This is a genomic window from Komagataeibacter sp. SM21, assembly GCF_041402665.1.
GTDB lineage: Bacteria > Pseudomonadota > Alphaproteobacteria > Acetobacterales > Acetobacteraceae > Komagataeibacter > Komagataeibacter saccharivorans.
Window position 1 is genome coordinate 86,580 of the sequence record NZ_JBGLOV010000006.1, and the last position, 23,033, is coordinate 109,612.

19 protein-coding genes, 2 tRNA genes and 1 riboswitch are annotated in these 23,033 nt (G+C 62.3%); of the genes, 12 read left to right on the top strand and 9 right to left on the bottom strand.

Annotation, left to right across the window (positions count from 1 at the left end; genetic code table 11):
- Window positions 1-24 precede the first annotated feature (24 nt).
- A tRNA-Gly gene (locus ACBR42_RS08185) sits at window positions 25-99 on the top strand.
- A 281-nt stretch (window positions 100-380) separates the two neighbouring features.
- Here the strand turns inward: ACBR42_RS08185 and ACBR42_RS08190 are convergent.
- From ACBR42_RS08190 to ACBR42_RS08205, 4 genes are all read right to left on the bottom strand, one after another.
- The gene (locus tag ACBR42_RS08190) at window positions 381-1,460 is read right to left on the bottom strand and encodes a transporter (RefSeq protein ID WP_118962731.1); all 1,080 of its coding nucleotides are present in this window, start codon (window positions 1,458-1,460) and stop codon (window positions 381-383) included.
- Window positions 1,461-1,557: 97 nt separating this feature from the next.
- Window positions 1,558-1,956, bottom strand: coding sequence for a DUF3597 domain-containing protein (locus ACBR42_RS08195; protein ID WP_371207701.1), 399 nt, complete (start codon window positions 1,954-1,956; stop codon window positions 1,558-1,560).
- A 75-nt stretch (window positions 1,957-2,031) separates the two neighbouring features.
- Window positions 2,032-3,330: an adenosylhomocysteinase gene (gene ahcY, locus ACBR42_RS08200; RefSeq protein WP_371207702.1), complete on the bottom strand. Its 1,299-nt coding sequence runs from the start codon at window positions 3,328-3,330 to the stop codon at window positions 2,032-2,034.
- Between the two features lie 81 nt (window positions 3,331-3,411).
- Window positions 3,412-4,449 (bottom strand): dipeptidase, encoded by a 1,038-nt coding sequence (locus ACBR42_RS08205; RefSeq protein WP_371207703.1) that lies wholly within the window; start codon window positions 4,447-4,449, stop codon window positions 3,412-3,414.
- Window positions 4,450-4,634: 185 nt separating this feature from the next.
- On the opposite strand from ACBR42_RS08205, the gene ACBR42_RS08210 reads away from it, so the two are divergent.
- The 4 genes from ACBR42_RS08210 to ACBR42_RS08225 all read left to right on the top strand — a co-directional run bounded on the left by ACBR42_RS08210 (window position 4,635) and on the right by ACBR42_RS08225 (window position 8,388).
- The gene (locus ACBR42_RS08210) at window positions 4,635-5,468 is read left to right on the top strand and encodes an aldo/keto reductase (RefSeq protein ID WP_371207704.1); all 834 of its coding nucleotides are present in this window, start codon (window positions 4,635-4,637) and stop codon (window positions 5,466-5,468) included.
- A 159-nt stretch (window positions 5,469-5,627) separates the two neighbouring features.
- Window positions 5,628-6,764, top strand: a complete 1,137-nt coding sequence (locus tag ACBR42_RS08215; protein WP_118962734.1) for a lytic transglycosylase domain-containing protein — start codon at window positions 5,628-5,630, stop codon at window positions 6,762-6,764.
- Window positions 6,765-6,798: 34 nt separating this feature from the next.
- Entirely contained in the window at window positions 6,799-7,428 is a 630-nt protein-coding gene (locus ACBR42_RS08220) for a peroxiredoxin (RefSeq protein WP_102325394.1), read from the top strand.
- Between the two features lie 18 nt (window positions 7,429-7,446).
- Window positions 7,447-7,638, top strand: a riboswitch (cobalamin riboswitch).
- A 24-nt stretch (window positions 7,639-7,662) separates the two neighbouring features.
- Window positions 7,663-8,388: a CbtA family protein gene (locus tag ACBR42_RS08225; protein WP_118963597.1), complete on the top strand. Its 726-nt coding sequence runs from the start codon at window positions 7,663-7,665 to the stop codon at window positions 8,386-8,388.
- Between the two features lie 2 nt (window positions 8,389-8,390).
- Here ACBR42_RS08225 and ACBR42_RS08230 read toward each other — a convergent pair whose 3' ends face one another.
- Window positions 8,391-9,578 carry an extracellular solute-binding protein gene (locus ACBR42_RS08230; protein ID WP_371207705.1) on the bottom strand — a complete coding sequence of 396 codons (1,188 nt, stop codon included), beginning with the start codon at window positions 9,576-9,578 and terminating at the stop codon, window positions 8,391-8,393.
- A gap of 233 nt (window positions 9,579-9,811) precedes the next feature.
- On the opposite strand from ACBR42_RS08230, the gene ACBR42_RS08235 reads away from it, so the two are divergent.
- The 5 genes from ACBR42_RS08235 to ACBR42_RS08255 all read left to right on the top strand — a co-directional run bounded on the left by ACBR42_RS08235 (window position 9,812) and on the right by ACBR42_RS08255 (window position 15,635).
- Window positions 9,812-10,933 carry a 1-acyl-sn-glycerol-3-phosphate acyltransferase gene (locus tag ACBR42_RS08235; protein ID WP_243705154.1) on the top strand — a complete coding sequence of 374 codons (1,122 nt, stop codon included), beginning with the start codon at window positions 9,812-9,814 and terminating at the stop codon, window positions 10,931-10,933.
- Window positions 10,934-10,974: 41 nt separating this feature from the next.
- Entirely contained in the window at window positions 10,975-11,130 is a 156-nt protein-coding gene (locus ACBR42_RS08240) for a hypothetical protein (protein WP_181417373.1), read from the top strand.
- 10 nt (window positions 11,131-11,140) lie between these two features.
- A complete protein-coding gene (locus ACBR42_RS08245) occupies window positions 11,141-13,354 on the top strand; it encodes an EAL domain-containing protein (protein WP_102325398.1) in 2,214 nt (737 codons plus the stop codon).
- Window positions 13,355-13,461: 107 nt separating this feature from the next.
- Window positions 13,462-15,171, top strand: a complete 1,710-nt coding sequence (locus ACBR42_RS08250) for a putative bifunctional diguanylate cyclase/phosphodiesterase (protein ID WP_371207706.1) — start codon at window positions 13,462-13,464, stop codon at window positions 15,169-15,171.
- 11 nt (window positions 15,172-15,182) lie between these two features.
- Window positions 15,183-15,635, top strand: a complete 453-nt coding sequence (locus tag ACBR42_RS08255) for a hypothetical protein (protein ID WP_371207707.1) — start codon at window positions 15,183-15,185, stop codon at window positions 15,633-15,635.
- Between the two features lie 41 nt (window positions 15,636-15,676).
- Here the strand turns inward: ACBR42_RS08255 and ACBR42_RS08260 are convergent, their stop codons facing one another.
- The 4 genes from ACBR42_RS08260 to ACBR42_RS08275 all read right to left on the bottom strand — a co-directional run bounded on the left by ACBR42_RS08260 (window position 15,677) and on the right by ACBR42_RS08275 (window position 19,582).
- Window positions 15,677-16,717, bottom strand: a complete 1,041-nt coding sequence (locus ACBR42_RS08260; RefSeq protein ID WP_371207708.1) for an NAD-dependent epimerase/dehydratase family protein — start codon at window positions 16,715-16,717, stop codon at window positions 15,677-15,679.
- Between the two features lie 527 nt (window positions 16,718-17,244).
- A tRNA-Thr gene (locus ACBR42_RS08265) sits at window positions 17,245-17,319 on the bottom strand.
- A gap of 98 nt (window positions 17,320-17,417) precedes the next feature.
- Entirely contained in the window at window positions 17,418-17,831 is a 414-nt protein-coding gene (dksA, locus tag ACBR42_RS08270; protein ID WP_102325402.1) for an RNA polymerase-binding protein DksA, read from the bottom strand.
- A 110-nt stretch (window positions 17,832-17,941) separates the two neighbouring features.
- Entirely contained in the window at window positions 17,942-19,582 is a 1,641-nt protein-coding gene (locus ACBR42_RS08275; protein ID WP_308410035.1) for an efflux transporter outer membrane subunit, read from the bottom strand.
- A gap of 171 nt (window positions 19,583-19,753) precedes the next feature.
- Here ACBR42_RS08275 and ACBR42_RS08280 point away from each other — a divergent pair, with 171 nt between their 5' ends.
- Window positions 19,754-20,455, top strand: coding sequence for a TetR/AcrR family transcriptional regulator (locus ACBR42_RS08280; protein ID WP_102325404.1), 702 nt, complete (start codon window positions 19,754-19,756; stop codon window positions 20,453-20,455).
- A gap of 364 nt (window positions 20,456-20,819) precedes the next feature.
- Window positions 20,820-23,018, top strand: coding sequence for a TonB-dependent receptor (locus ACBR42_RS08285; protein ID WP_371207709.1), 2,199 nt, complete (start codon window positions 20,820-20,822; stop codon window positions 23,016-23,018).
- Window positions 23,019-23,033: the final 15 nt, after the last annotated feature.

A 23,033-nucleotide genomic window follows, 5' to 3' on the forward strand; every position in this document is an offset into this window, starting at 1 on the left:
GAAACCGCCTCACCGACGCGGAGCGCGGGCGTAGCTCAGGGGTAGAGCACAACCTTGCCAAGGTTGGGGTCGTGGGTTCGAATCCCATCGCCCGCTCCAGATCTTCTACAGAAGATCAGCGGATTAAAAGACGGCCTTTCGGGGCCGTTTTTTGCGTTTGGGCCTCAATTCAATCCATTAAGGGTTCTTCCGCCTGCCGGACGCAGCATTTGGCATCGCGGCCATCCCGTAATCATGGCCTGCCACTACAGGCCCATACGGCGCTTATGCCCTTTTCATGACATCATGTCGGGCAGGGGCCTGCTATCGTCGACATGAAGGGCGCTGCGGCCTGATCTGGCATGCAGGCCGGTCTTTCAGGCAGCCCGTCTATTGCCTGCCTAGAGCAGTTTCATGACCTTGAGCAGCAGCCACGTAATCATCATGAACAGGAAGCAGATCCCACCGGCCTCCACCGTGCCCATCGCGCCGGATGCCAGGAACATGCCCCCTGTATTCATGCCGAAAAAGCCGGTGACGAATGTGGCGGGCAGCATGAGGGTGGTCACGATCGACACGGTATAAAGGCGGCGGTTGGTTTCTTCCGCCTGTCCCGATGCCAGTTCGTCCTGTAGCGAGCGCGCGCGGTCCTGTAGCGCCAGAAGGTCATCAAGCGCCGCGTGGATCTGGCGTTGCGACCGGTCGCGTATGTCATCTTCCGCCCATTCGGGCAGTTCCAGATCCTCGTTATGGAAAATGCGGTCCACGGGCGAAATCACGCGCCGCAGTTCGGTCGAACGGCGACGGACCCGACCGATCAGTCCGCTTATGCGACCGAAATCCGTGTGCTGGTCCAGTGTCAGCAGCAGGTCTTCCGCGCGGTCCAGCTGGTCATCGAGCATGGCGATGTTGCGGCGGACGGTATCGGCGAATTCAAGCAGCGTATAATCGACCACTTCCGCAGGGGAATCAAAGGATTCGATGCGCTGGAGCGTGCGATAGACCACCCCCAGCGCCGGCACCGGCTGTCGGCGGGTGGTGATGAGCAGGGTCGGCAGGACCGCGAAACGCCATGCGGAAAGGTTCTTGTCATCTTCCGACATGGCATCGTCAAAGCCGGGCAGCGCGCCATATACGATGTCGCCCTCGGCTTCCACATTCGTGCCCCGGTCCGTGCTGCCAAGCGCCAGACGCACTTCTTCGGGCAGGCAGGGTATGGCCTGTATATGGGCACGGGTGGATGTATGGACGATATCGTAATGCAGCCAGACCCATGCCCCCGGTGTGGCGGGGTCGCCGCCTTCAAGCGCGCGGGCGATCTGTTCATCGGTCAGGCGTTCAGGCTTCTGGCCTGCGCGGCAGGCAATGGCCCAGACCAGACCGTTGGACACGGAAGAGGCTGATGACATGCCCGACGACAGGGTTGCGCTGTCCGTCATGGGAAAATCGGGCACGGTCTCCATCGCGTATCCTTCCGTCATGCCGCGTATCGTGGCGGCTGTCGTGTCGCTTGGTGGGGCCGGTATGCAAAACGGGCGCGCGATGGCTGGCTGCCACGCGCGCCCGTCCCGCCTGGCGTCATTTCATCAGATCGGGGGAGACCTTGCCGCCATTCTGCGCCAGTTTCTGCATCACCTGGGCATGCAGCCAGATGTTCATGGACGCGGAATCACTGATGTCGCCGGTGTAGTGCAGTTCCGACGCCAGTTCCTTGCGCGCGGCAAGGGAACTGTCCAGCCCGAGCAGCTTCATCAGATCGACGATGGATGTCTGCCAGTTCAGCTTTTCGGGGTTCCTGGCGGCCATGGCGGCCAGAACCGCATCCACGTCCACCGGCTGGGCCGGAGCGGCGGAAGCAGCCGGAGCCGCAGCGGCGGCCGGGGCAGCAGCGGGGGCTGCCGCCGGTGTCGCGGCATCAGCGTGGCTGAGTCCCGTATATTCGAAGATCTTGGACATGATTGAACCGAAGATGCTCATATTCTCTCTCCATCGCAGGGTCCGGCCCGGCGGGTGCCGGACCGGTCAAGCGTATATCAGGGACTCTGGCGGTGCTTAGTAACGGTACAGGTCGTTCTTGAACGGGCCGTTTACGGGCACGTCAATGTAGGCTGCCTGTTCCTTGGTCATCCGGGACAGGTGGGCACCCACCTTCGCCAGATGGAGTGCGGCAACCTTTTCGTCCAGTACCTTGGGCAGGGTGTAGACCCTGTTTTCGTATTTGCCCGCCGGTGCCGTCCACAGTTCGATCTGCGCCAGCGTCTGGTTGGTGAAGGACGCGGACATCACGAAGGACGGGTGGCCCGTCGCGTTGCCCAGGTTCACCAGACGGCCTTCGGACAGCACGATCAGGCGCTTGCTATCGGGGAAGACGACCTCATCCACCTGCGGCTTGATGTTGTCCCATGTGAAGTTGCGCAGGGCGCCGATCTGGATTTCGGAATCGAAGTGACCGATGTTGCACACGATGGCGCGGTGCTTCATCTCGCGCATGTGGTCGAGCGTGATGATGTCCACATTGCCCGTGGCGGTTACGAAGATGTCGCCACGCGGGGCGGCTTCTTCCATCGTCACGACCTCGTAGCCTTCCATTGCGGCCTGCAGCGCGCAGATGGGGTCCACTTCGGTCACCAGCACGCGGCAGCCCGCGTTGCGCAGGGACGCGGCGGAACCCTTGCCCACATCGCCATAACCGGCAACGACGGCAACCTTGCCGGCCATCATCACGTCCGTGCCACGGCGGATGGCGTCCACCAGGCTTTCGCGGCAGCCATACAGGTTGTCGAACTTGGACTTGGTCACGCTGTCATTGACGTTGATGGCGGGAACCTTGAGCGTGCCCTTCTTTTCCATCTCCCACAGGCGATGGACGCCCGTTGTCGTCTCTTCCGACAGGCCACGCACGTCCTTGAGCAGCTCGGGATACTTGTCGTGCATGAGGACGGTCAGGTCGCCGCCATCATCCAGGATCATGTTCGGCGTCCAGCCATCGGGACCGCGGACGGTCTGCTCGATGCACCAGTTGAATTCGTCTTCCGTCAGGCCCTTCCATGCGAAGACGGGCACGCCCGTGGCTGCGATGGCGGCCGCGGCCTGATCCTGCGTCGAGAAGATGTTGCATGACGACCAGCGGACCGTGGCCCCCAGCGCCGTCAGGGTCTCGATCAGGACGGCGGTCTGGATCGTCATGTGCAGGCAGCCCGCGATCCGCGCGCCCTTCAGCGGCTGGGACGCGCCATATTCCTCACGGAGCGCCATGAGGCCGGGCATTTCGCCTTCCGCGATCGAGATTTCCTTGCGTCCCCACTCGGCAAGCGAGAGATCCTTGACCTTGTAGTCAGTGCTGGTGGTCATTTCTTGTTCCATATTCGGTCAGTACGGCACAGGATATAGCCCGTTGGGCGCGCGTGATCCAGAGCGGGCGGGATATGACGGTCACGCGATCGTGTCCGCCACCTCTTCCGCCTGCTTCATGATGCGCAGGAAATTCTCTCCCCACAGCGCCGCGATCTGGTCGCGATCATAGCCGCGCCGCAGCAGTTCGGCGGTCAGGTTGCCGGATTCAGCAGCATTGGCCCAGCCGCGTATTCCGCCGCCGCCATCGAAATCGGACGAGATGCCGACATGTTCGATACCGATTCGCTGCACGGCGTAATCGATATGGTCCACGAAATCCGCCACGGTCACGGCCCGCGTGTCGCGCACGTCGCGCGGGCGCAGGAAAGCGTCCATGGCGGTAATGTGGATCACTCCGCCACACGCCTTCAGCGCGTCAAGCTGCGTATCATCAAGGTTGCGCGGATGATCGCACAGGGCACGCACGCAGGAATGGCTGGCGAATACCGGCGCGCGTGACAGTTCGACGGCCTGCATCATCGTGCTGCGCGCGGTGTGGGAAACATCGACCAGCATGCCAAGGCGGTTCATTTCCGCCACCGCGTCGCGGCCCAGCGCCGACAGGCCGCCATGGATGCTTTCGGGGTCCTGCAGGTGCTGCATCGGCCGGGCCGAATCGGCCAGACGGTTATGCCCGTTATGGGTCAGCGTCATGTACCGCGCGCCCAGTTTGCGGAACGCGGCGATCAGGGACAGGTCCTCGCCGATCGTGTAGCCGTTTTCGACGGCGGGAATGATGACGATGTCACCCGCCGCATGGGCGGCGCGTACGCCCTCGACCGTATCGCATACCTGCACGCCCGGTATCTGGCCGGTGTCCGCGATTACGCGCAGCATGGCCAGCGCCCGGTCCGACGCCGCGGCATGACCCGCCGCATCGCACGCGCCCTGTCCCACATAGGCTACAAGGCACGCCGCCCCCAGCCCACCGGCGCGCATGCGCGGCAGGTCCACCCGGCGCGACGGCGCGCCAGTGGCGAAATCGTTCCGGTCGGGCCACGGGATGTCGATATGCGTATCGATCGTCAGGATCGTGTGGTGAAGATCGGCGGCAGGCGGGGTGGGGGTATCGGTCATGTCTGTCCTTTCTGAGCGGGGACAATGAACCATATGCAGCCCAGTAATGAAAACTGGGCATAAACCAAACGGGGCCGGGCATCGTTACCCTGACCATAGGCGACACGTCCTGCCCCGGCCAGATCGCCGCCCCGCCGCCCGCGCGGGGTCAGTTGCTGCCGGGAGCGTCTGGCGAAGGAATGACCATGACCACGATTCCCCTGCTTACCCTCAATGACGGATACAGGATTCCCGCGATCGGTTTCGGCACCTATCCACTGGATAACCCGCAGGCCGAAGCGGCGGTGCGTGAAGCGCTGGCGGCGGGGTACAGGCTGTTTGATACCGCAGCGCGTTACGGCAATGAAAGCGGGGTGGGTACGGGGCTGCTCAGTTTCGATGTCGGGCGTGAGGATATTTTCGTCACCACCAAGCTGCGCGGGGCCGACCATGGCTTCGACAGCACCCTGCGCGCGTTCGAACGCAGCCTTGAACGGCTGAAGATGAGTTATGTCGACCTCTACCTCATCCACTGGCCGCTTCCGGCCAAGGACCTGTATGTGGAAAGCTGGAAGGCAATGATCCAGTTGCAGAAGGATGGCCATGTACGCTCCATCGGGGTGTCCAACTTCCTGCCTGAACACATCCAGCGCCTGATTGACGAAACCGGCGTGGTGCCCGCCGTCAACCAGATCGAGATGCACGTCGATTTCGCGCAGTCGGGCCTGCGCGCCATGCACCGCAAGCACGGCATCCTGACCGAAGCGTGGAGTCCGCTGGGCCGTGGCGCGGTGATGGAGAATCCGGTCCTCAACCGCGTAGCGGAACGTCATGGCAAGACCCCCGCACAGGTCATGCTGCGCTGGATAGTACAGACCGGCTCGGTGCCCATTCCCAAAAGTGCGCATCCCGAACGCATGCGCGCCAACCTGCAGACATTCAGCTTCAAGCTGACGGATGAGGACATGCGTGACCTTGCGGCACTGGACAGCCCCAGCCATCGCACCGGTCCCGACCCCGCGACCTGCACCGAGGAATAACTCCCTTTAATTCCGGGCGGGAAATGGCATGTACGCAGCCTGCGCATCAGGATTGCGCAAGCTGGAGCCGCGCTGTTATGGTGCGGCCCTCCCGTCGGATGGGGCCATGCTGGCATGTCCACCATGGGAACATGGGCATGAGCGGGATAACGGCAGGACATGGCAACAGCGCAGGCAGTAGTGGAACCGGCATCTGACGAATGTGGGCAGGCGGCCCCGGTCGCCCGGTCCACCACTACGCGCGGGGCCGTGCGGTGGCTGGCGCTGGCATTCGCGGGTTTTCTGGCCGCCTGCGCGCAGGGGCCACGCCCCATGACCGAAGCGCAGATGATGGACGAAGCCGATACCTATCGCGCCCGCGCCCATACCAGCTATACCCCGCCCGGCCCGCCGGACGATCCATGGGGACCGTATATTACCGAGGCGTCGCAGCGCTTCGACGTGCCCGCCGTCTGGATCAGGCAGGTCATGCAGCGCGAATCCGGTGGCCAGCTTTACCGTAACGGGCAGTTCGTGACCTCGCTGCCCGGTGCGATGGGGCTCATGCAGCTCATGCCGCCCACTTATGACGAGATGCGCGCGCGCTACAGCCTCGGCCCCGATGCCTATGAACCCCATGACAACATCGTGGCAGGCACCGCCTACATCCGCGAGATGTACGACATTTACGGCTCCCCCGGCTTTCTTGCCGCCTATAACAGCGGGCCGGGACGGCTGGATGATTTTCTGGACCGCTACCACACCCTGCCCAAGGAAACCCGCGATTACGTAGCCTCCATCGGACCGAAGATCGCGGGCAGCACGCCGCTCAACCGCTCGCAGGCGGACCTGCTGGTGGAAGCGCGCGCACTGGCCCGCGCGCAGGCGGCGCAGAACAGCCGTGGCGGACGAAACCGCGCCCGCACCCTGATGGCCGCCGCACCGCAGGATACGGTAGCCGAGACCCCGTCGCCCGAAGCTGCCGCTGTCCGTGCGGCATGGAGCGCGCGTGAACAGAGCGGCGTGACCCCCATGACATCGGCTGCGGTGCATCCCGGGGTCATCAGCATGGCGGGTGGACATGACTGGGCGGTGCAGGTGGGCGCCTTCGGTTCCGCCGGGCAGGCCGAACATGCGGCGGGGCAGGCAAAGGCCAGGGTTTCCTACAGCGGGGTGCGCACGCAGGTCGCCAGCGTTGCATCGCAACGCGGTCATGTCTATCGTGCAAGGCTGACCGGCCTGTCGCACGCTGCTGCCGAACAGGTCTGTCAGCGACTGGGTGGCGGTGGCTGCCAGATCCTGCCGCCCGCCACATGATGGCTGGAACCCTGCTTTCAGGGTGTGAGGAAACATGAGGTATTTTTACAGGCGTTCGCGCTGGTGCATGCCGGGGCTGTGCCTGCCGCTGGCGGGGGTGCTGGCGTTTGCCGGGTTCGTGTGTTTCTCACCCGCGCGCGCGGCGTTGCCGGTGGGCAGCCAGGCCCCGATGTTTGATACCCAGGCCACGCGCAATGGCAGTGAATTCAGCTTCCATCTGGCCGATGCGCTGCGCAAGGGGCCGGTGGTGGTGTATTTCTATCCTGCGGCCTTTACCCGTGGCTGCACCATGGAAGCCCACGATTTTGCTGCCGCCATGGACCAGTACACGGCGCTGGGCGCCACGGTGATCGGCGTTTCGACCGATGACCTGCCAACCCTCGACCGTTTTTCCGTCAGCGAAGGCCATGGCCGCCTGATGGTCGCAACCGACCCGAAGGGGCAGATCGCGCGGCAGTATGACAGCCGGCTGCCGCTGCTGAACCGGGCCAACCGCACATCCTATGTGATCGCGCCCGATGGCAAGGTGATTTACGCCTATAGTGCGCTTTCGCCCGATGGCCATGTCGCCCATACGCTTGATGCGCTGCGGCAGTGGCGTGCGGCGCAGGGTCAGGCCAGCAGGGTGACGCTGCCGCAGTCCCCGGCCACGGCTGCGCCGTAGGCCGCGCGATATTGACTTGGATGCGGGCGCGGTATTGACTGCGCCCCTCGTGATCCGCGGGAGGGAAGCCGGTGGGATTCCGGCACGGTCGCGCCACTGTACATCGCATGTCGTCATGCGGAAGTCAGACCTCTCCCGGTGGATAAAGAATAATTCCGTTGCGGGACGCGCTTTCCCGACAGGAGATCTGACAATGAATTTCCATTCCTCCCTTTCCGGTCGGGGGGCTGGCTGATGGCGGGCCGCCTTCTGCTGCGTGGCATGCTGGCTGGTATTCTTGCCGCCTGCCTTGCCTTCGTGTTCGCCCGCGTGTTCGGTGAACCGCAGGTCGCCCTTTCCATCGCTTATGAAGCGGCGCAGGACGCGGCGGCAGGCGATGCGCCAGAGCCGGAACTGGTCAGCCGCGCGGTGCAGGCATCCATCGGCATGCTGACCGCCGCCGTCATGTATGGTGCTGCCTATGGCGGTCTGTTTTCGCTGGTCTTTGCAACCGCTTATGGCCGGATTGGCCGTTTTTCGCCGCGCATGCTCGCCCTGCTTCTGGCCGGGGCGGGATTTCTGGCGGTGGTTGTCGTGCCCGATCTCAAATACCCGGCCAACCCGCCTGGCGTCGGCACGCCGGAGACGATCGGCCTGCGCACGGCCACCTATTTCGAGATGGTGGTCTTTTCGCTATGCGCGCTCGTTCTGGCGGTTCTTGCCGGCCGCGCGCTGGTGGCGCGGCTGGGTGAATGGAGTGCCTCGCTGTGCGGGGCGGCGGTGTTCGTGGTGCTGATCGCGCTGCTGCAATGGGTGCTGCCCGATGTGAACGAGGTGCCGGACAATTTCCCCGCCCTCGTACTGTGGCGCTTCCGGGAGGCAGCACTGGGCATGCAGCTTGTTCTGTGGGGTAGTCTGGGGCTGATGTTCGGTGTTCTGGCCGAACGGCTGCTTACGCCCCAGGCCGTGCGTCACGGCTGAAATCAGGGACCGGCTGTGCCGTCATCCGCATTGTCTGTGGCGGGCGTGACCGTGGTGGGCGTGACGGGAGTACTGTCCTTCATCACGCCGTCCCATAACGCATGCAGCCTGCCATCCATGGCCTCGTCAACGATGGGGTAGGGATGGCTTGCGGCGATATAGCCCGGCTGCTGGTCCCAGTGCAGCGCGGCGCGGGCCGCATCATCCAGCGGGGCAAGCGGACTGGCGGGCATGCCCCAGTAACATGATGATGTGGCAAGCCGCGCCTGCGCGGCAGGCGTGCGCAGATACTGCGCGAATGCCAGCGCCAGCGCCTTGCGCTGCGATGTGGCGACAATCGAAATCCCGTGCTGCCAGCGTATGCCCCCCTGCCGGGGCACGGTAAAGGTCAGCTCCGGGCGCCGGGCTGTGGCGGGGGGCTGCGCATCGGCCGTCGCCACCGCGCCGCCTTCACCCACGCCCGCCGTGGTCCATGCGCCACCGCCCACGACAATATCCACCTGACCATCCGCCAGCGCCTGCTGCACCGTGGCCATGTCCCCCACCAGTGTGGCGCTGGCGCGCAGGGTGACAAGCCTGTCCCGCAGGGCGGGCAGGTCGGTATCGTGCAGGTGTGCGGGATCAAGGCCCATGGCCAGCGCGATATAGGACAGGACCGGCAGGTAGCTGTCATATATCGCGATCCGCCCGTGATGGCGTGGCTGCCAGATGGCGTTGATGTCCTCCATATCCGCCGGGTCTACCCGCGTGCGGTTGAAGGCTACGGCATTGAAGCCATATTTCTCCGCCACGGAATACAGCCTGCCGTCATAGGACCCGATTGCCGGATCGGCGATGGGGGCTGGCACTTCGGCTGCGGGAAAATCGGCGGGGTCCAGCGGCTGCAGCATCCCGGCCATGGCCAGACGGGGGGCATCCGTTTCATCCATGATCACCACGTCCCAGTCTCCCGGCCTGGACTGGCGCAGGATGGTGCGGGTGGCATCGCCGCTGTCGATGTCCTTGAAGTGGATGCGTACCCTGTTGGCCTGCTCGAAGGGGCCAAGCAGTTCAGGGTCTTCATGATCGCACCATGTCAGCACGTTCAGTACATCATCCGCCGCCCGCGCGGGGCCGTGCGGGAGGGACGCAAGAAGGGTGAAGGCGGTCGTGGCGGCGAACAGGACGCCGCGACGGCTGCATGCGGACATGGGGAAAAACTCCTCAGGGATAAGTACCTAGCATGGACCGGTCATCACGTCCGGTCCAGCGGCGGACGGGACACAGGCCATCCGCGCCGGTCCGTATTCCTTGTCGCCGGGCAATATGACGGCACGATGACGGGCGGGCGCACACCGCGCGCGTTGCATGCATGACACGGCAGCCAGACTGTCCTGCCGCCCTATATTGTCGCGTGCCATGATGGCGGGCTATGGATAGGCGCATGATCGCCGATTTCATCCGCCGCTTTACCCGGCGTCGTTCCACACCACCTGTCCAGTCCCTGCCCGCGCGACGTGCCTCCCGGCAGGTGATCGCCCCTGAAGCGGGTTCGGATGCCGCGCGGGCCATCGCGACCATGTCCGTCACCCCGTCGGGCCGCCTGCGTGAATATGCCCGTACCGCCCGTGGCGTGGGACGGCTGGCCGCCATTACGGTGTGGGTGCCGCTTTCAGTCGGGTTCGAGGCGGTCCTGCTGCTGGTTCCCGGCACGGCCAAGATACGCTGGACGCGCATGGTGTGGGGCGGGCTGTGCCTGCTTCTGTCGCTGCGCATACGCGTGGTTGGCCGCAGGGCGGGCGGCGTGGGGGGCAGGCGTGCCCGGCGCGAAGGCGAACGGCCGGTCATTTACGTCTCCAACCATTCCACATGGCTTGACGTGCCGGTGCTGGGCACCGTGCTGCCATCCAATTTCGTGGCCAAGGGCGATATCGAGGGCTGGCCGATCATGGGGCTGGTGTCCCGCATCGGGCGGACCATATTCGTCAGCCGCCAGCGCAGCACCACGGGCCGCGAGCGGGACGAGATGCTGCACCGCCTGATGGTGGAAGGGGACAACCTGATCCTGTTCCCCGAGGGTACATCGTCGGACGGGTCACGGGTGCTGCCGTTCCTGTCTGCCTTTTTCGCCATCGCCAAGCCGCCGCGCCTGCCCGCGGGGAAGGTGCCGGACGAACCGTTGAGCGAGGCCGCCACCATCGCCGCGAAGCCGGGCATGATCCCGCTGATCCAGCCGGTTTCGGTCGTGTACGACCAGCTTGAGGGCGTGCCGGTCAACCGCGCGCGCCGCCCGGTCTTCGCATGGTACGGGGACATGGACCTTGGCCCCCATGTATGGCAACTGGTCAAATGGCGTTCGATGCGTGCGACCGTGCTGCTGCACCCGCCGCTGGACCCGGCGGATTTCCCCAGCCGCAAGGCGCTGGCGCAGGCGGCGTGGCGTGCGGTTTCAGCAGGTGCTGCCGAGCTGCGCCAGAACATGCCCCAGCCGGAAGGCGAAAGTGCCTATGCCTGCCGCCCGCTGGCGGGCATGCTGCCACAGGATCTGGAACGCCGTCGTGACTGATGGATGGCTTATGGTCCTGTGCTGGCGGGGATGGACGTGATATGGCCACCACCCTTCGGATGCAGATGCAGCGGCACCGTACCGCCAGATCCATCATGCGTCTTACGCTTTGTTGCCCGACCATGACGGGACTGACGCAGCGGATGCGCATGTGGTATGGGCTGCCTGCCTGCCACAATTACGAAGCGTGGCTTTAAATGGTGCATCATGCGCCCCGACGATCTGGAGTTTATGGTGGATCAGCCCGAGATTAGCGCCGATGTCCTGCTTTCCGCCATGGAGCAGGCCATCGACCCCATGGTCGTGATTGATGAGCATAACAATATCATCTTCTTCAATCCCGCCGCCGAGGAGATATGGGGTCTTCCGCGTGAACAGGTCATGGGCCAGAACGTAAACTGCCTTGTACCATTACCGGAACGTGCGAAGCATAACGGCTATATCGACCGCAACCGGGAAACCGGAATAGGCCGGATTGTCGGAACATCCCGCGAAGTCGAGTTCCAGCGTTCCACTGGCGAATATGTATGCGGTGAACTGTCGATTTCCCGCGTGCAACTGACCGGCAGCAGCAAGATCTATTACATCGCCGTCATGAAGGACGTGACGGAACAGAGCCGGCAGCGCAGGATACTCGTCCTGCAGAACGATGTGCTTCAGGCCCTGGCATCCGACCAGACGGTACGCGAAGTGGGCGAACTGCTGTGCCGCCGGGCCGACAGGTTCGTGCCCGATGGCATGGCCGCCCTTATCCTGATCGACAGCGCGCATGCGCTCAAGGTTCTTGCCGCCCCCGGCATGCCGGCCCGGTTCCGTGCCGGGCTGGACAGCATGGTGCTGACCGATGCGCAGGTGGAGGAACTGGGCAGCAGCCCGGCCACCAGCAACGCGGTGGTATGGGACAGCTACCAGTCGGTGGCCCGTTCGCTGGGGCTGGTGCGGTGCTGTTCATCCCCCGTTGTCTCGCGCACGGGAAAGGTGATGGGTATTTTCGCCATCTATCTGCGCGGGGGCGAAAAATCGCATGAATGGGCGGACCGGGTGGTGGCCGCCTGCATGCCGTTCTGCGCGCTGGCGATCGAACAGAACGAGACACGGCTGCATATTGCCCAGCTTTCCAATTTTGACCGCCTGACGGGCCTGCTGAACCGTTCGTCGCTGCATAATGTCATCGAACGTCTGATCCTGCGCGGCGGCAACAGCCGGTTTTCGCTGTTCATGGTCGATATTGACCGTTTCCGCGATATCAATGACGCGCTTGGCCATGTGAACGCCGACCGTTTCCTGATCGAGATCGGGCGGCGCATCCGATCGCAGGTGAAGGATGAATGCATCGTCAGCCGTTCGGGCGGGGATGAGTTCATCATCGTTATCCCCGACTGTTCGCATGAAAAGGCGGAAAAATTTGCCGAAGGGCTGATCAACGCCATCGCCAGACCCCTTCAGGTGGGGGAAAATACGCTCAGCATTTCCTGCTGTGTGGGCATCAGCACCTTTCCCGAAAACGGGCCGGACAGTGAAACCCTGCTCAGCCTGGCCGACGTGGCCGCCCATCAGGCCAAGGAAGACGGGCGCGGCGTCTACCGCTTTGCGGGACGCGAGAAGAACCAGGTCGCGCAGGACCGGCTGATGCTGGGTTCGGCGCTGCGGGATTCCCTGGCGCGCGGCATGCTCAACCTGCATTACCAGCCGCAGGTGGAAACCATGACCGGCGGCCTGTACGGGGTGGAAGCCCTGTCGCGGTGGCATCATCCCAAGCTGGGAAACATCTATCCTTCCCGTTTCATCGCCGTGGCGGAAGAAACCGGCCAGATCGAGGCCATCGGCCGCTGGTCGCTGAAGGAAGCCTGCACGCAGATGATGAAATGGGATCAGGACGGCGTGCATGTGCCCACCGTTTCGGTCAATCTTTCAGCCGTGCATTTCCGCAATCGTGGCCTGCCCGAATATATCGCCAACCTGCTTCAGTACCATAACCTCACGCCCAACCGCCTGACGGTTGAAATTACCGAGAGCGTGATGATGGACAGCAGCGGTGATACGGAAGAGGTGCTGCACGCCATCCGCAGGCTGGATGTCGGGCTGTCTATGGATGATTTCGGTACCGGCTATTCTTCCCTGTCACGCCTGACGCGCCTGCCGCTGAGCGAAATCAAGATCGATCGCAGCTTCATAAATGATTTTGAACACGATACAAATGCGCAGGCCGTGACCATGGCGGTAATCGGCATTGGCAGCAGGCTTGGCCTGACGGTCGTGACCGAAGGGGTGGAGACGGTGCAACAGCATAAACTGCTGGAAAAACTGCGTTGCGATGTGATGCAGGGCTACCTGTTCGCCAAGCCCCTTCCACCTGCGGCACTGGAAGAATGGTTCCGTGCGGGGCAGGAGCGTGGATCGTTCATTCTTCCCGGGCAATAGATGGTGCGCCTGCCGGGGTGGCGCATCCGGGTCAGGGGGCGCTACCCATTGTCAGTTGAATTTAATGGATAACGCCCCATTTTCTACTTTGGTTTTCAGACAGGAAGATGGCATTGCAACACGATGATCGGCTGCGGGCACTGACACGTCAGGATGTGGATTTCTGGGCTGATCTGGTTGACAATATCCTGATTGTCGCCATTACCGACAGACAGGGCGTCATTACATATGCGAATGACCGTTTTTGTGAAATAAGCCAGTATTCGCGTGAGGAACTGATCGGTTCCACCCATAGTATTGTCAATTCCGGTTATCACGACGCCAACTTCTTTCGCGACATGTACCGCACGATCGGCGCGGGTGAACTGTGGCGTGGCAATATCTGCAACCGCGCCAGGGATGGCTCGCTTTACTGGGTCGCGACCACCATCATCCCCAAGATGGATGCGCACGGTCAGATACTGGGCTATGTGGCCAGCCGCTACGAAATTACCGAACTGATGAACACCCGCGACCGTCTGTGCGAACTGGCGGAAACGGATACGCTGACCGGACTGCTCAACCGTGGGGGCTTCAATACGGCACTGGCCGATGAAATCGCGCATTGTCGGGAAGGCGGGGCGATCCAGCCCGCACTGGTCATGTTCGATCTGGACGGCTTCAAGCAGATCAACGACGTGCATGGCCATCATGCCGGCGATATCGTGCTGCGGGCCGTGGCTTCGCGCCTGATCGAACTGACGCATCCCGATGATCCGGTCAGCCGTCTGGGCGGGGACGAATTCGCCGTGATCCTGAACCGGACGCTGGAAGACATGCCGCTGGACCGGTACCTCGACCGGCTTCAGGCCGTTCTGGAGCGCCCGATCGATATCGAGACGGTGACCGTATGCGTCGCGGGCAGTGTGGGTGCTGTGCTGCTTGACGGTAACGATACGATGGAGGATGTGCAGAAAAACGCCGATATGGCCATGTATGCCGCCAAGCGCGCGGGCGGCAAGCAGTCGCAGATGTTTACGCGGACCCTGCGCGAACGCGCACAGGCGCGCGTCACGATCCTGAGCGAGGCACGCTGCGGGGTGGAACATGACCAGTTCGAGATCTATTACCAGCCCATCCTGAACTGCCGCACCCGGCAGATGGATCAGGTCGAGGCGCTGCTGCGCTGGCATCACCCCGAACGCGGGCTGCTGGCGGCGGAAGACTTTTCCGATGTGTTTACGGATGCGGGTCTGGCGCAGGCCATGGGGCCAAACATGATCGAAGCCTTCCGGCGCAATGTCGCCATGTGGAAGAGTCACGACCTGCCCCCGCGCCAGCTTGCCATCAACCTGTCGCGTATGGACCTGATCCGCGATGATTACGGGCGTGAGTTTGAAGCGGCGCTGCGCCATTCCGGCATGGCCTCGGACAGTTTCGTGCTGGAAGTGACAGAAGCCATGCTGCATGGCCGCCGGGCGGATCAGGGCATCCGCCATCTGCGCGAACTTGCTCAGGCCGGGTTCAATATTGCGCTTGATAATTTCGGCAGGGGGGCAACCGTTCTCAACCACCTGCGCGAACTGCCCTTTTCCCAGATCAAGATCGACCAGTCCATGGTCGCAAATATCGTGGATGACCGGGGCGCATGCATGGTCCTGTCCAGCCTGATCGAGATGGGGCAGGGACTGGATATGGAAGTGACGGTGGAAGGGATCGAGAACCGTGCCCAGTTTGATCTGGTCATGGCCATGAAGCCGGAGCGGATACAGGGCTTTTTCATCTCCACCGCCCTGTCGGCCGCCGATATCGTGAAACTGCCCACATATTTTGACTGAACGGGATACCCATGACTGATACCCCCCGCACGGTTGCGGCCCGCATTGGCGATGACCTGCCCCGCATCGATGTTATCGGACTGGCCAATACAAGGCGCATCATGCATGCCGAACGTCATAATGATGGAACGCGCATGCCCCTGTTCATCCCATCGGCATCATGGGCACGCCTGCTGGAACTGCACTGCATGGGGGATGAGGTGCAGGATCGTCCCCGTCTTTCCCCTTCACGGGTGATGGAAGGGCTGGAACAGGCTCTGGGCCGGATCATGACGGAGATCGTCCACCATGACGCGCAGCATGATGAACCGCTGCGCCCGGCTTACAGTGTCACATCGGACCTGTTCGGGGCGGAGGGACCGGTTGACATCCGCATGGTTGTGGATGGCGCCACGGGAGTGGCCTGCATGCTGGCGGGGCCACCGGTCGATATCGCGGGGCTTGGGCTGGATAACCCGGCGTAAGGTCAGGCGAATTTTTTGTCTGCTCTGGTTTTCCCATCGGCTTACAGCGCGTGCCCGCAATCCTGTTCCGTGGGCGCGGTAGCGGCGGGAACCCTGTAATAGTCCCTGTACCACGCAACGAATTCCTCCACGCCCGCCTGCACGGGCGTGGCGGGGGCGAAGCCGGTCAGGGCCTGCAGGGCGGAACAGTCCGCCCATGTGCGCGGCATGTCACCGGGCTGCATGGGCAGGTTGTTGCGGATGGCGGTCCTGCCCAGCGCCTTCTCGATCGCCGCGATGAATGCCAGCAGGCTGACAGGCTGGCCGTTACCGATATTGATGACACGATAAGGTGCTACCGGACTGGCGCCGGGGTCGCTTTCACCCGCCTTGCAGGGTGGTTTCGTACAGAGCAGGCGCACCGCTTCGACCAGATCGTCAATATAGGTGAAGTCCCGCGCCATATCGCCGTTGTTATAAACGTCGATCGGCCTGTCATGCAGTATGCTGTCGGTAAACCGGAACAGGGCCATGTCCGGTCGGCCCCATGGGCCATAAACGGTAAAGAAACGGAATGCCGTGACCGGAATTTTCCACAGATAGGAATAGGAATGGGCCAGTTCCTCCGCCGCTTTCTTGGTGGCGGCGTAAAGGCTGAGCGGGTGGTCGCAGCGTTGGGATTCAACAAAGGGCAGATCCCGGTTCGCCCCGTAGACGGAAGACGTCGAAGCCATCATCAGGTGGCCGGGCGCATGCTGGCGGACCTGTTCCAGCACGTTGTAGGTACCGACAAGGTTGGCATTGATATAGGCGCCGGGGTTTTCCAGGCTGTACCGCACGCCCGCCTGCGCCGCCAGATGGATCACCAGTTCCGGCCTGCACCGTGCGAATGCGTCGCCGACGGCCTGCGCATCTTCCAGCATGAATTCGTTACAGGCAAAGGTGTCAAAGGCGCGTAGCATGGCGTGGCGCTGGCGTTTGAGCGTGATATCGTAATAAGGGGTCATGCCGTCGATGCCCGTTACCCTATGCCCGTCCGCCAGCAGGCGGCGTGCGATATGGTAGCCGATAAATCCGGCAGTGCCCGTAACAAGAATACGCATCCAAAACTCCAGCGGGTACATACGACCCGTGCTGCTTTACCCTGTCTGTTCCATATGTGGTGCTGTGCTGTTTACATTCCCGCCTGACGGTTGGCACGTCTGTAGCCTGAGGGGCAGACGTGCAAATCCCTGCGGTGCCTGTAGCGGCCCGCTTTTCCCGCGGTAGCGGTCACGACATGTTCTGACATACCAGTCCGGTCAGGGGCGGTCAGGTCTCTTCAGGAATATGTGATGGATGCGGGGGGCGGTGCATGCCTGTCGATATCGCGGGAAGCGGATCTGCGAGGATCAGGACCGTGTTCAACAGGCCCGTCGCCAAAGCAGGCCTGAAGTATATGATGCCGCACATGCTACGCCATTGAATGGCGATGGCCGGGGTGTTTTTGCGATGGTCGCCATGATCGAACGAGTTTACGGACACCCGGTCCGGACTGGCGGAAAAAGGCTATCGACGCACTATCGGTATTCTCTGGTCCATATGGTCCAGACGACACGAAAATGCGGAGCAAAAAAATATAGGGAAATCATGGTGCTGCTGGACAGGATTGAACTGTCGACCTCTCCCTTACCAAGGGAGTGCTCTACCACTGAGCTACAGCAGCACTGTATGCGCGCTTCCTAACTTTTCCTGTCCCGGCTGGCAACCCCTTATTTGCCGTGTTCTGACTAATTGGGGCTGCTGGCCGGTTGGAAGGGCGTACTAGTCGTCGCGATGAATGCGTTCCATGCGTTCATGGCGTTCCTGCGCTTCGATCGACAGGGTGGCGATCGGGCGGGCTTCCAGCCGTTTCAGGCCGATGGGTTCGCCCGTTTCCTCGCAGTAGCCATAGGTGCCCGCCTCAACCCGCTGAAGGGCCTGGTTGATCTTGGAAATCAGCTTGCGTGCGCGATCACGCGTGCGCAGTTCCAGCGCCCGGTCGGTCTCGACGCTGGCGCGGTCGGTAATATCCGCTTCGTGGATACCGCCTTCAGACAGGCTGGCCAGCGTCTCATCCGCTTCCTTGAGCAGATCGGCCCGCCATCTCAACAGCTTCAGGCGGAAATATTCCACCTGCTGCGGGTTCATGAACTCCTCATCCTCCGAAGGGCGATAATCGGGGGGCAATGTAATCATTATGACAGATCCCTGCGCCGTGGTTCCACATGGCGGCCACTGGCCAGCCAGTCGGGAACGGGGCGGCTTATACTAGCAAGGGGCGTGCGCGCCAAGCCTTTAACGCAGTGTCATGCGGGTTGACGTGCAGTGGAAGGAGCAGGCGAAGCCGCCTGCGATCCGGTCGCAACCGGGGTTGGGGTGGTGGCAGTCTGCTTCGTGCGACGGACCGGTTCGGGGTAGGTCGTCTCCCATCCACCGCCCAACGCATTGTACAGGCGCACAAGATTGCCCGATATGGTGGCCCGGCTGGTGGTCAGGTCGGATTGCGCGGACAGATACTGGCGCTGTGTATCCAGCACGGTCAGGTACGTGACCATACCGTTACGATACTGGTCCTGTGCAAGTTGCAGGGCGTGACGGCTGGCATCGGCGCGCTGGGCCAGGTTGTCGTTGCGGATCTGCTCGTCCGTATAGGCGGTAAGGGCGTTGTCCACGTCGTGCCATGCGCCCAGCACGGTCTGCTGGTACGAAATGGCGGCTTCCTTCTGCGCGGCCTTGCGCAGTTCAAGCTGTCCACGCAGCCTGCCGCCCTGAAACAGGGGCAGCGTGATGGAGGGGCCGACATTCCACGCCTTGGCGTTCCAGAACCCCAGATCGCGGAAGGACAGGGACTCGAACCCGAAACCCGCATTGATGGTGACGCGGGGATAGAACTCGGCCACGGCCTCGCCCACCTGTGCGATGGCCGCATGCAGGTTGGCTTCCGCGCGGCGGATATCGGGGCGGCGGCGGGCCAGTTCGGACGGTACGCCCACCGGCACGCGCGGCGGCACGGGGGGAATGGCCGATGCGGTCAGCAGTTCATCGGACAGGGCGCGCGGCGGCTCACCCATAAGCAGGCTCAGCGCATTGACCTGCACGGTAAGCTGCTGCCCAAGCTGGGGGATCTGCGCCAGCGTATTTTCATACTGCGCGCGGGCCTGTTCCACTTCCAGATTGCTGGCCAGTCCCTTGCTGTAACGCTGCTGGTTCAGGTCCAGCATGGATTTCGCCACATCGCGGTTTTCCATCACGATGCGTAGCTGTTCCTGCGTGTTACGCAGTTCCATGTAATCGCGCGCCACTTCGGACTGGCGCGAAATCAGCATGCCGCGCCGGGCTTCGTTCGTGGCCTGCGTTTCGGCGGCGGCAGCTTCGTACTGGCGGCGCACGCGGCCCCACAGGTCAACTTCCCATGTGGCGTCGATGCTGTCGCGCCACTGGTTGAACAGGGGAATCTTGGCCTGGCCGGGAGAGGGCGCATACTGGGAAAATACAGGGTTATTGCTTAGTTGCGGATCGCTTTCCACATCGGTCACGATACGCTGCAGCATCTTGGTGCTATACTGCTGGCGCGCATACGAACCGGTAGCCGACATGGCAGGGTAGCGTTCCGCACCGGCAATGCGCAGTTCCGCGCGGCTCTGGGCCATGCGGTACGCATAGCGGCGCACGTCAAGGTTGTCTGTCGCCACGCGCTGCTCAAGCTTTGTCAGCTCCGCATCGTGGAAAATATTCCACCATGCGGCATCCGGTTCATCGGACGTGATCTGGCTTTCGACCTTGGGCGGCTGGCCTTTCGCGTCGGTTGCGGCCTGAATCCGGTCCGGGCCGCCATACTGTTTGGGCGTCCACGGTGTGGGTTTATGGAAATTCGGGCCGACCGCGCACCCGGCGGTCACGACCGACAACCCGACCACTGCCGTGCGCCATGAAATTCCCCTACCCACCAACGCGGCCCCCTGTTGTCCCTGTAACAGTTAATATAAATCTGTCCTGCACGGCATGGTTTCGCTACCATGGCATGAATGACCGATCAGTTCGGTCAGTCCCCTAGCCTATCGGCTTTCCTCACGGGGTCAATCGAAAGTACGCACCGACTTGGGAGCAGGATGATTTCAATGGGCGCTACGCCAGACCATTCAGGCCAGATGCAGGCGCAGGACTGCCCGCTTTCCGGTGCCTCCGCTGCCAAGCGCCAGCAGATACTGGCTGGTGCCGCCCGTGTTTTTGCCGAAAATGGATATGAAGGCGCCAGCATGTCCGGCATCGCGCGCGATGCCGGGGTATCGAAGGGGACGCTGTATAATTATTTCGACAGCAAGGCCACGCTCTTCTCCGCCTTTGTGGAAGAATGCGCGTGTGAAAAGATGCCGCTACTGTTCAGCCGGATTGACGAAGGGGCCAACCTTACGGAATCGCTGGAACATCTGGCGGTCGCCATGATCCGGCTGCTGACTTCGCCGCTGTCACTCATGCTCAACCGCATCATCATTTCCGAAGCGGGCAAGTTCCCCACACTGGCCGAAACCTTCTGGAAACATGGTCCGCAGAAGGCGATCAACATCCTGTCCGCATGGCTCATGCAGCATAACGATGCCGGTATCCTGAACATTCCCGACCCGGTTTTCGCCGCCGAACAGTTTTATGCCCTGTGCCAGACCCGCATTGCCGCGCGGGCGCGCCTGCAACTGCCGGTCAATACGGATCAGGCGCATATTGATTTCATCGCCCGTTCGGCCGTGCGCACCTTCCTCAACGCCTATCTGCGCGAGGGGCCGCGCCTGCCGCCCGTCGTTATGGAAACGCCCCCGAGCGACTGAGCGCATACCAGTCCATCCGCCGGTTCTTATGACAGTTCCAGCCTGAAAAGGTGGACGTTTTCCGGTGTGTACGTCTGCCGGCATCGCCCCGTGCGGTGCGCGGTCCGGCGCGCCTGCGGGCGCAAGCGTGAAATGGTTTTCTCCCCTCCTGATCCTTCCTGACACTGTTCCCATCCGGGGCGACATGAGGCGTTTGCATGCCCGGTAGCGGGCGCGCGGATCGGCTGCCTGATTTTATGTTGCGAAAATACAACATGTACCGATTGGCGGCGCATGGCCTGCATTTTCATATTGTTATGTTATATTGTACCAAATAAAGCTGCGCATCCCGAAATCTTCCCTCCGGATGCGAGCCCGTTTCACCATGATGCGCTTATGGTTTTCCTCCCGTTCCCTGCCTCCCGCCATGCTCGTGGCCATGACGGCGCTGACCCCGCCGGGTGCCGCAATCGCCCAGACCGTGACGGCCGCGACCCCGTCCGCCACCACCGGCACGCAGGCGGCGGATACCGGTGTCACGCACCTGTCCTCCGCCCCGGATACAATGACCGTGACCGCGAAACTGGACCGTGCCCGCGTGCAGTTGCAGCCTTCGACAGGGGCGACGGTACATGCCTTCAGCCGCAAGGCGCTTGAAACCATTCCCGGCGGCGACAATGCGGGGCTGAATTCCGTGCTGTTGCAGGCCCCCGGCGTGGCGCAGGACAGTTACGGGCAGATCCATGTGCGTGGCGACCATAACGAGGTGCAGTTCCGCCTTGATGGCGTCCAGTTGCCTGAAGGCATGAATGTATTCGGTCAGACGCTCATGACCCGTTTTGCCGACAACCTTTCCCTGACCACTGGCGCGCTGCCGGTGGAATACGGCTTCCTTCAGGCCGGGGTGGTGGACATCACGACCAAGAATGGCGCAACCAACAAGGGGGGCAATGTCTCGATCTATGGCGGTGCGCGGGACTACTTTTTCCCTTCCGCCCAATATGGGGGACAGTTCGGGAAATGGGACTATTTCCTGACCGCCGATTACGTGCATGACCGTGTCGGGATCGAGAACACGACAGCCGCGTTCAACGCGCCGCATGACCTGAGCAACCAGTATCATTTTCTGGGCCATTTACGGTACACGGTGGATGAAAATACCCGTATCAGCCTGATTGCCGGTGTATCGAACGCGCAGTACCAGTTGCCCAATATTGCCGGCCAGCCGCTGTTTGGTGATGATTATACCCGGTTGCTGCCCGGCGCCCCGTCCAGCGGCAACCTGAATGAACGCCAGAAGGAAATCACCGATTTCGGTATCCTGTCCCTACAGAAGGATATCGGGGCGTTCAGCCTGCAGACATCGGTTTTCTCGCGCTACAGCAGCCTTGGCTACAGCCCCGACCCGAATATGGGTGATCTGGCCTATATGGGTATCAGCCAGCATGCCGAACGCTCGGTCATGTCCACCGGCACCCAGAGCGACGTGACATGGCGCGTCCGGCCTGACCATACCATCCGCTTCGGCTTTCAGGTCTTTGCGGAACGGAACATAACCAAGGCGGATGCAACGGTATTCGATGCAAATGACCAGCCCGTCAAAATCCATACCGGCAATGGCCGCACGGGCGACATATATGGCCTGTACGTGCAGGATGAATGGCAGCCCCTGCGCAACGTGACGGTCAATTACGGCCTGCGGTTCGATGGTGTGGGTGAATATACCAATGAACACCAGCTCAGCCCGCGCATAAACGTGGTCTGGCGCGCGTGGAAGGGGGCGACCCTGCATGCGGGATATTCGCGGTACTTCACGCCCCCGCCGTTTGAGGTCGTGGGCGGTGCGGACCTGCAGCAGTTCGCCAATACCTCCGCCGCGGCACCCTCAACGGGAAATGGCACGGTCAAGGCTGAACGCGATCACTACTTCGATGCCGGGATCGAACAGGTGATCGTGCCGGGGTTACGCGTCTCCTTCGACGCCTATTACAAGCTGGCCCATAACCTGATTGATGAAGGGCAGTTCGGCGCGCCCATCATCCTGACGGGGTTCAATTACCGGCGTGGACAGGTGAACGGATATGAGTTCGCCACGTCCTATGATCGCGGGCCGCTCTCGCTATACGGTAATCTCGCATGGTCGCGCGCGATCGGGAAGGACATCACCAGCGCGCAGTTCAATTTCGACCCCGAGGACCTGAACTATATCAGCCATCGCTGGGTACATCTGGATCATGACCAGCGCTGGACCGCATCGGCGGGGGGCGCGTACACGTTCTTCCACCGCACCGGCCATCCCACCCGGCTGTCGGCAACCATGGTCTATGGCAGCGGATTGCGGCAGGATACCGATATTCCCAATGGGGGTGTGGTGCCGCAATATGCGACGTTCAACATGTCGGTCGTGCAGTCCTTCCGCGATCTGTTCCACTCCCCCTTCTTCCGCACCACGCAGTTGCGGCTGGATGTGACGAACCTGTTCGACCATCCCTACATGCTGCGCAGCGGGACGGGCATCGGCGTGGGGGCACCGCAGTACGGGCTGCGCCGGACGATCCTGACGGGTATTTCACAGGCGTTCTGATCCACCGGCCACAGG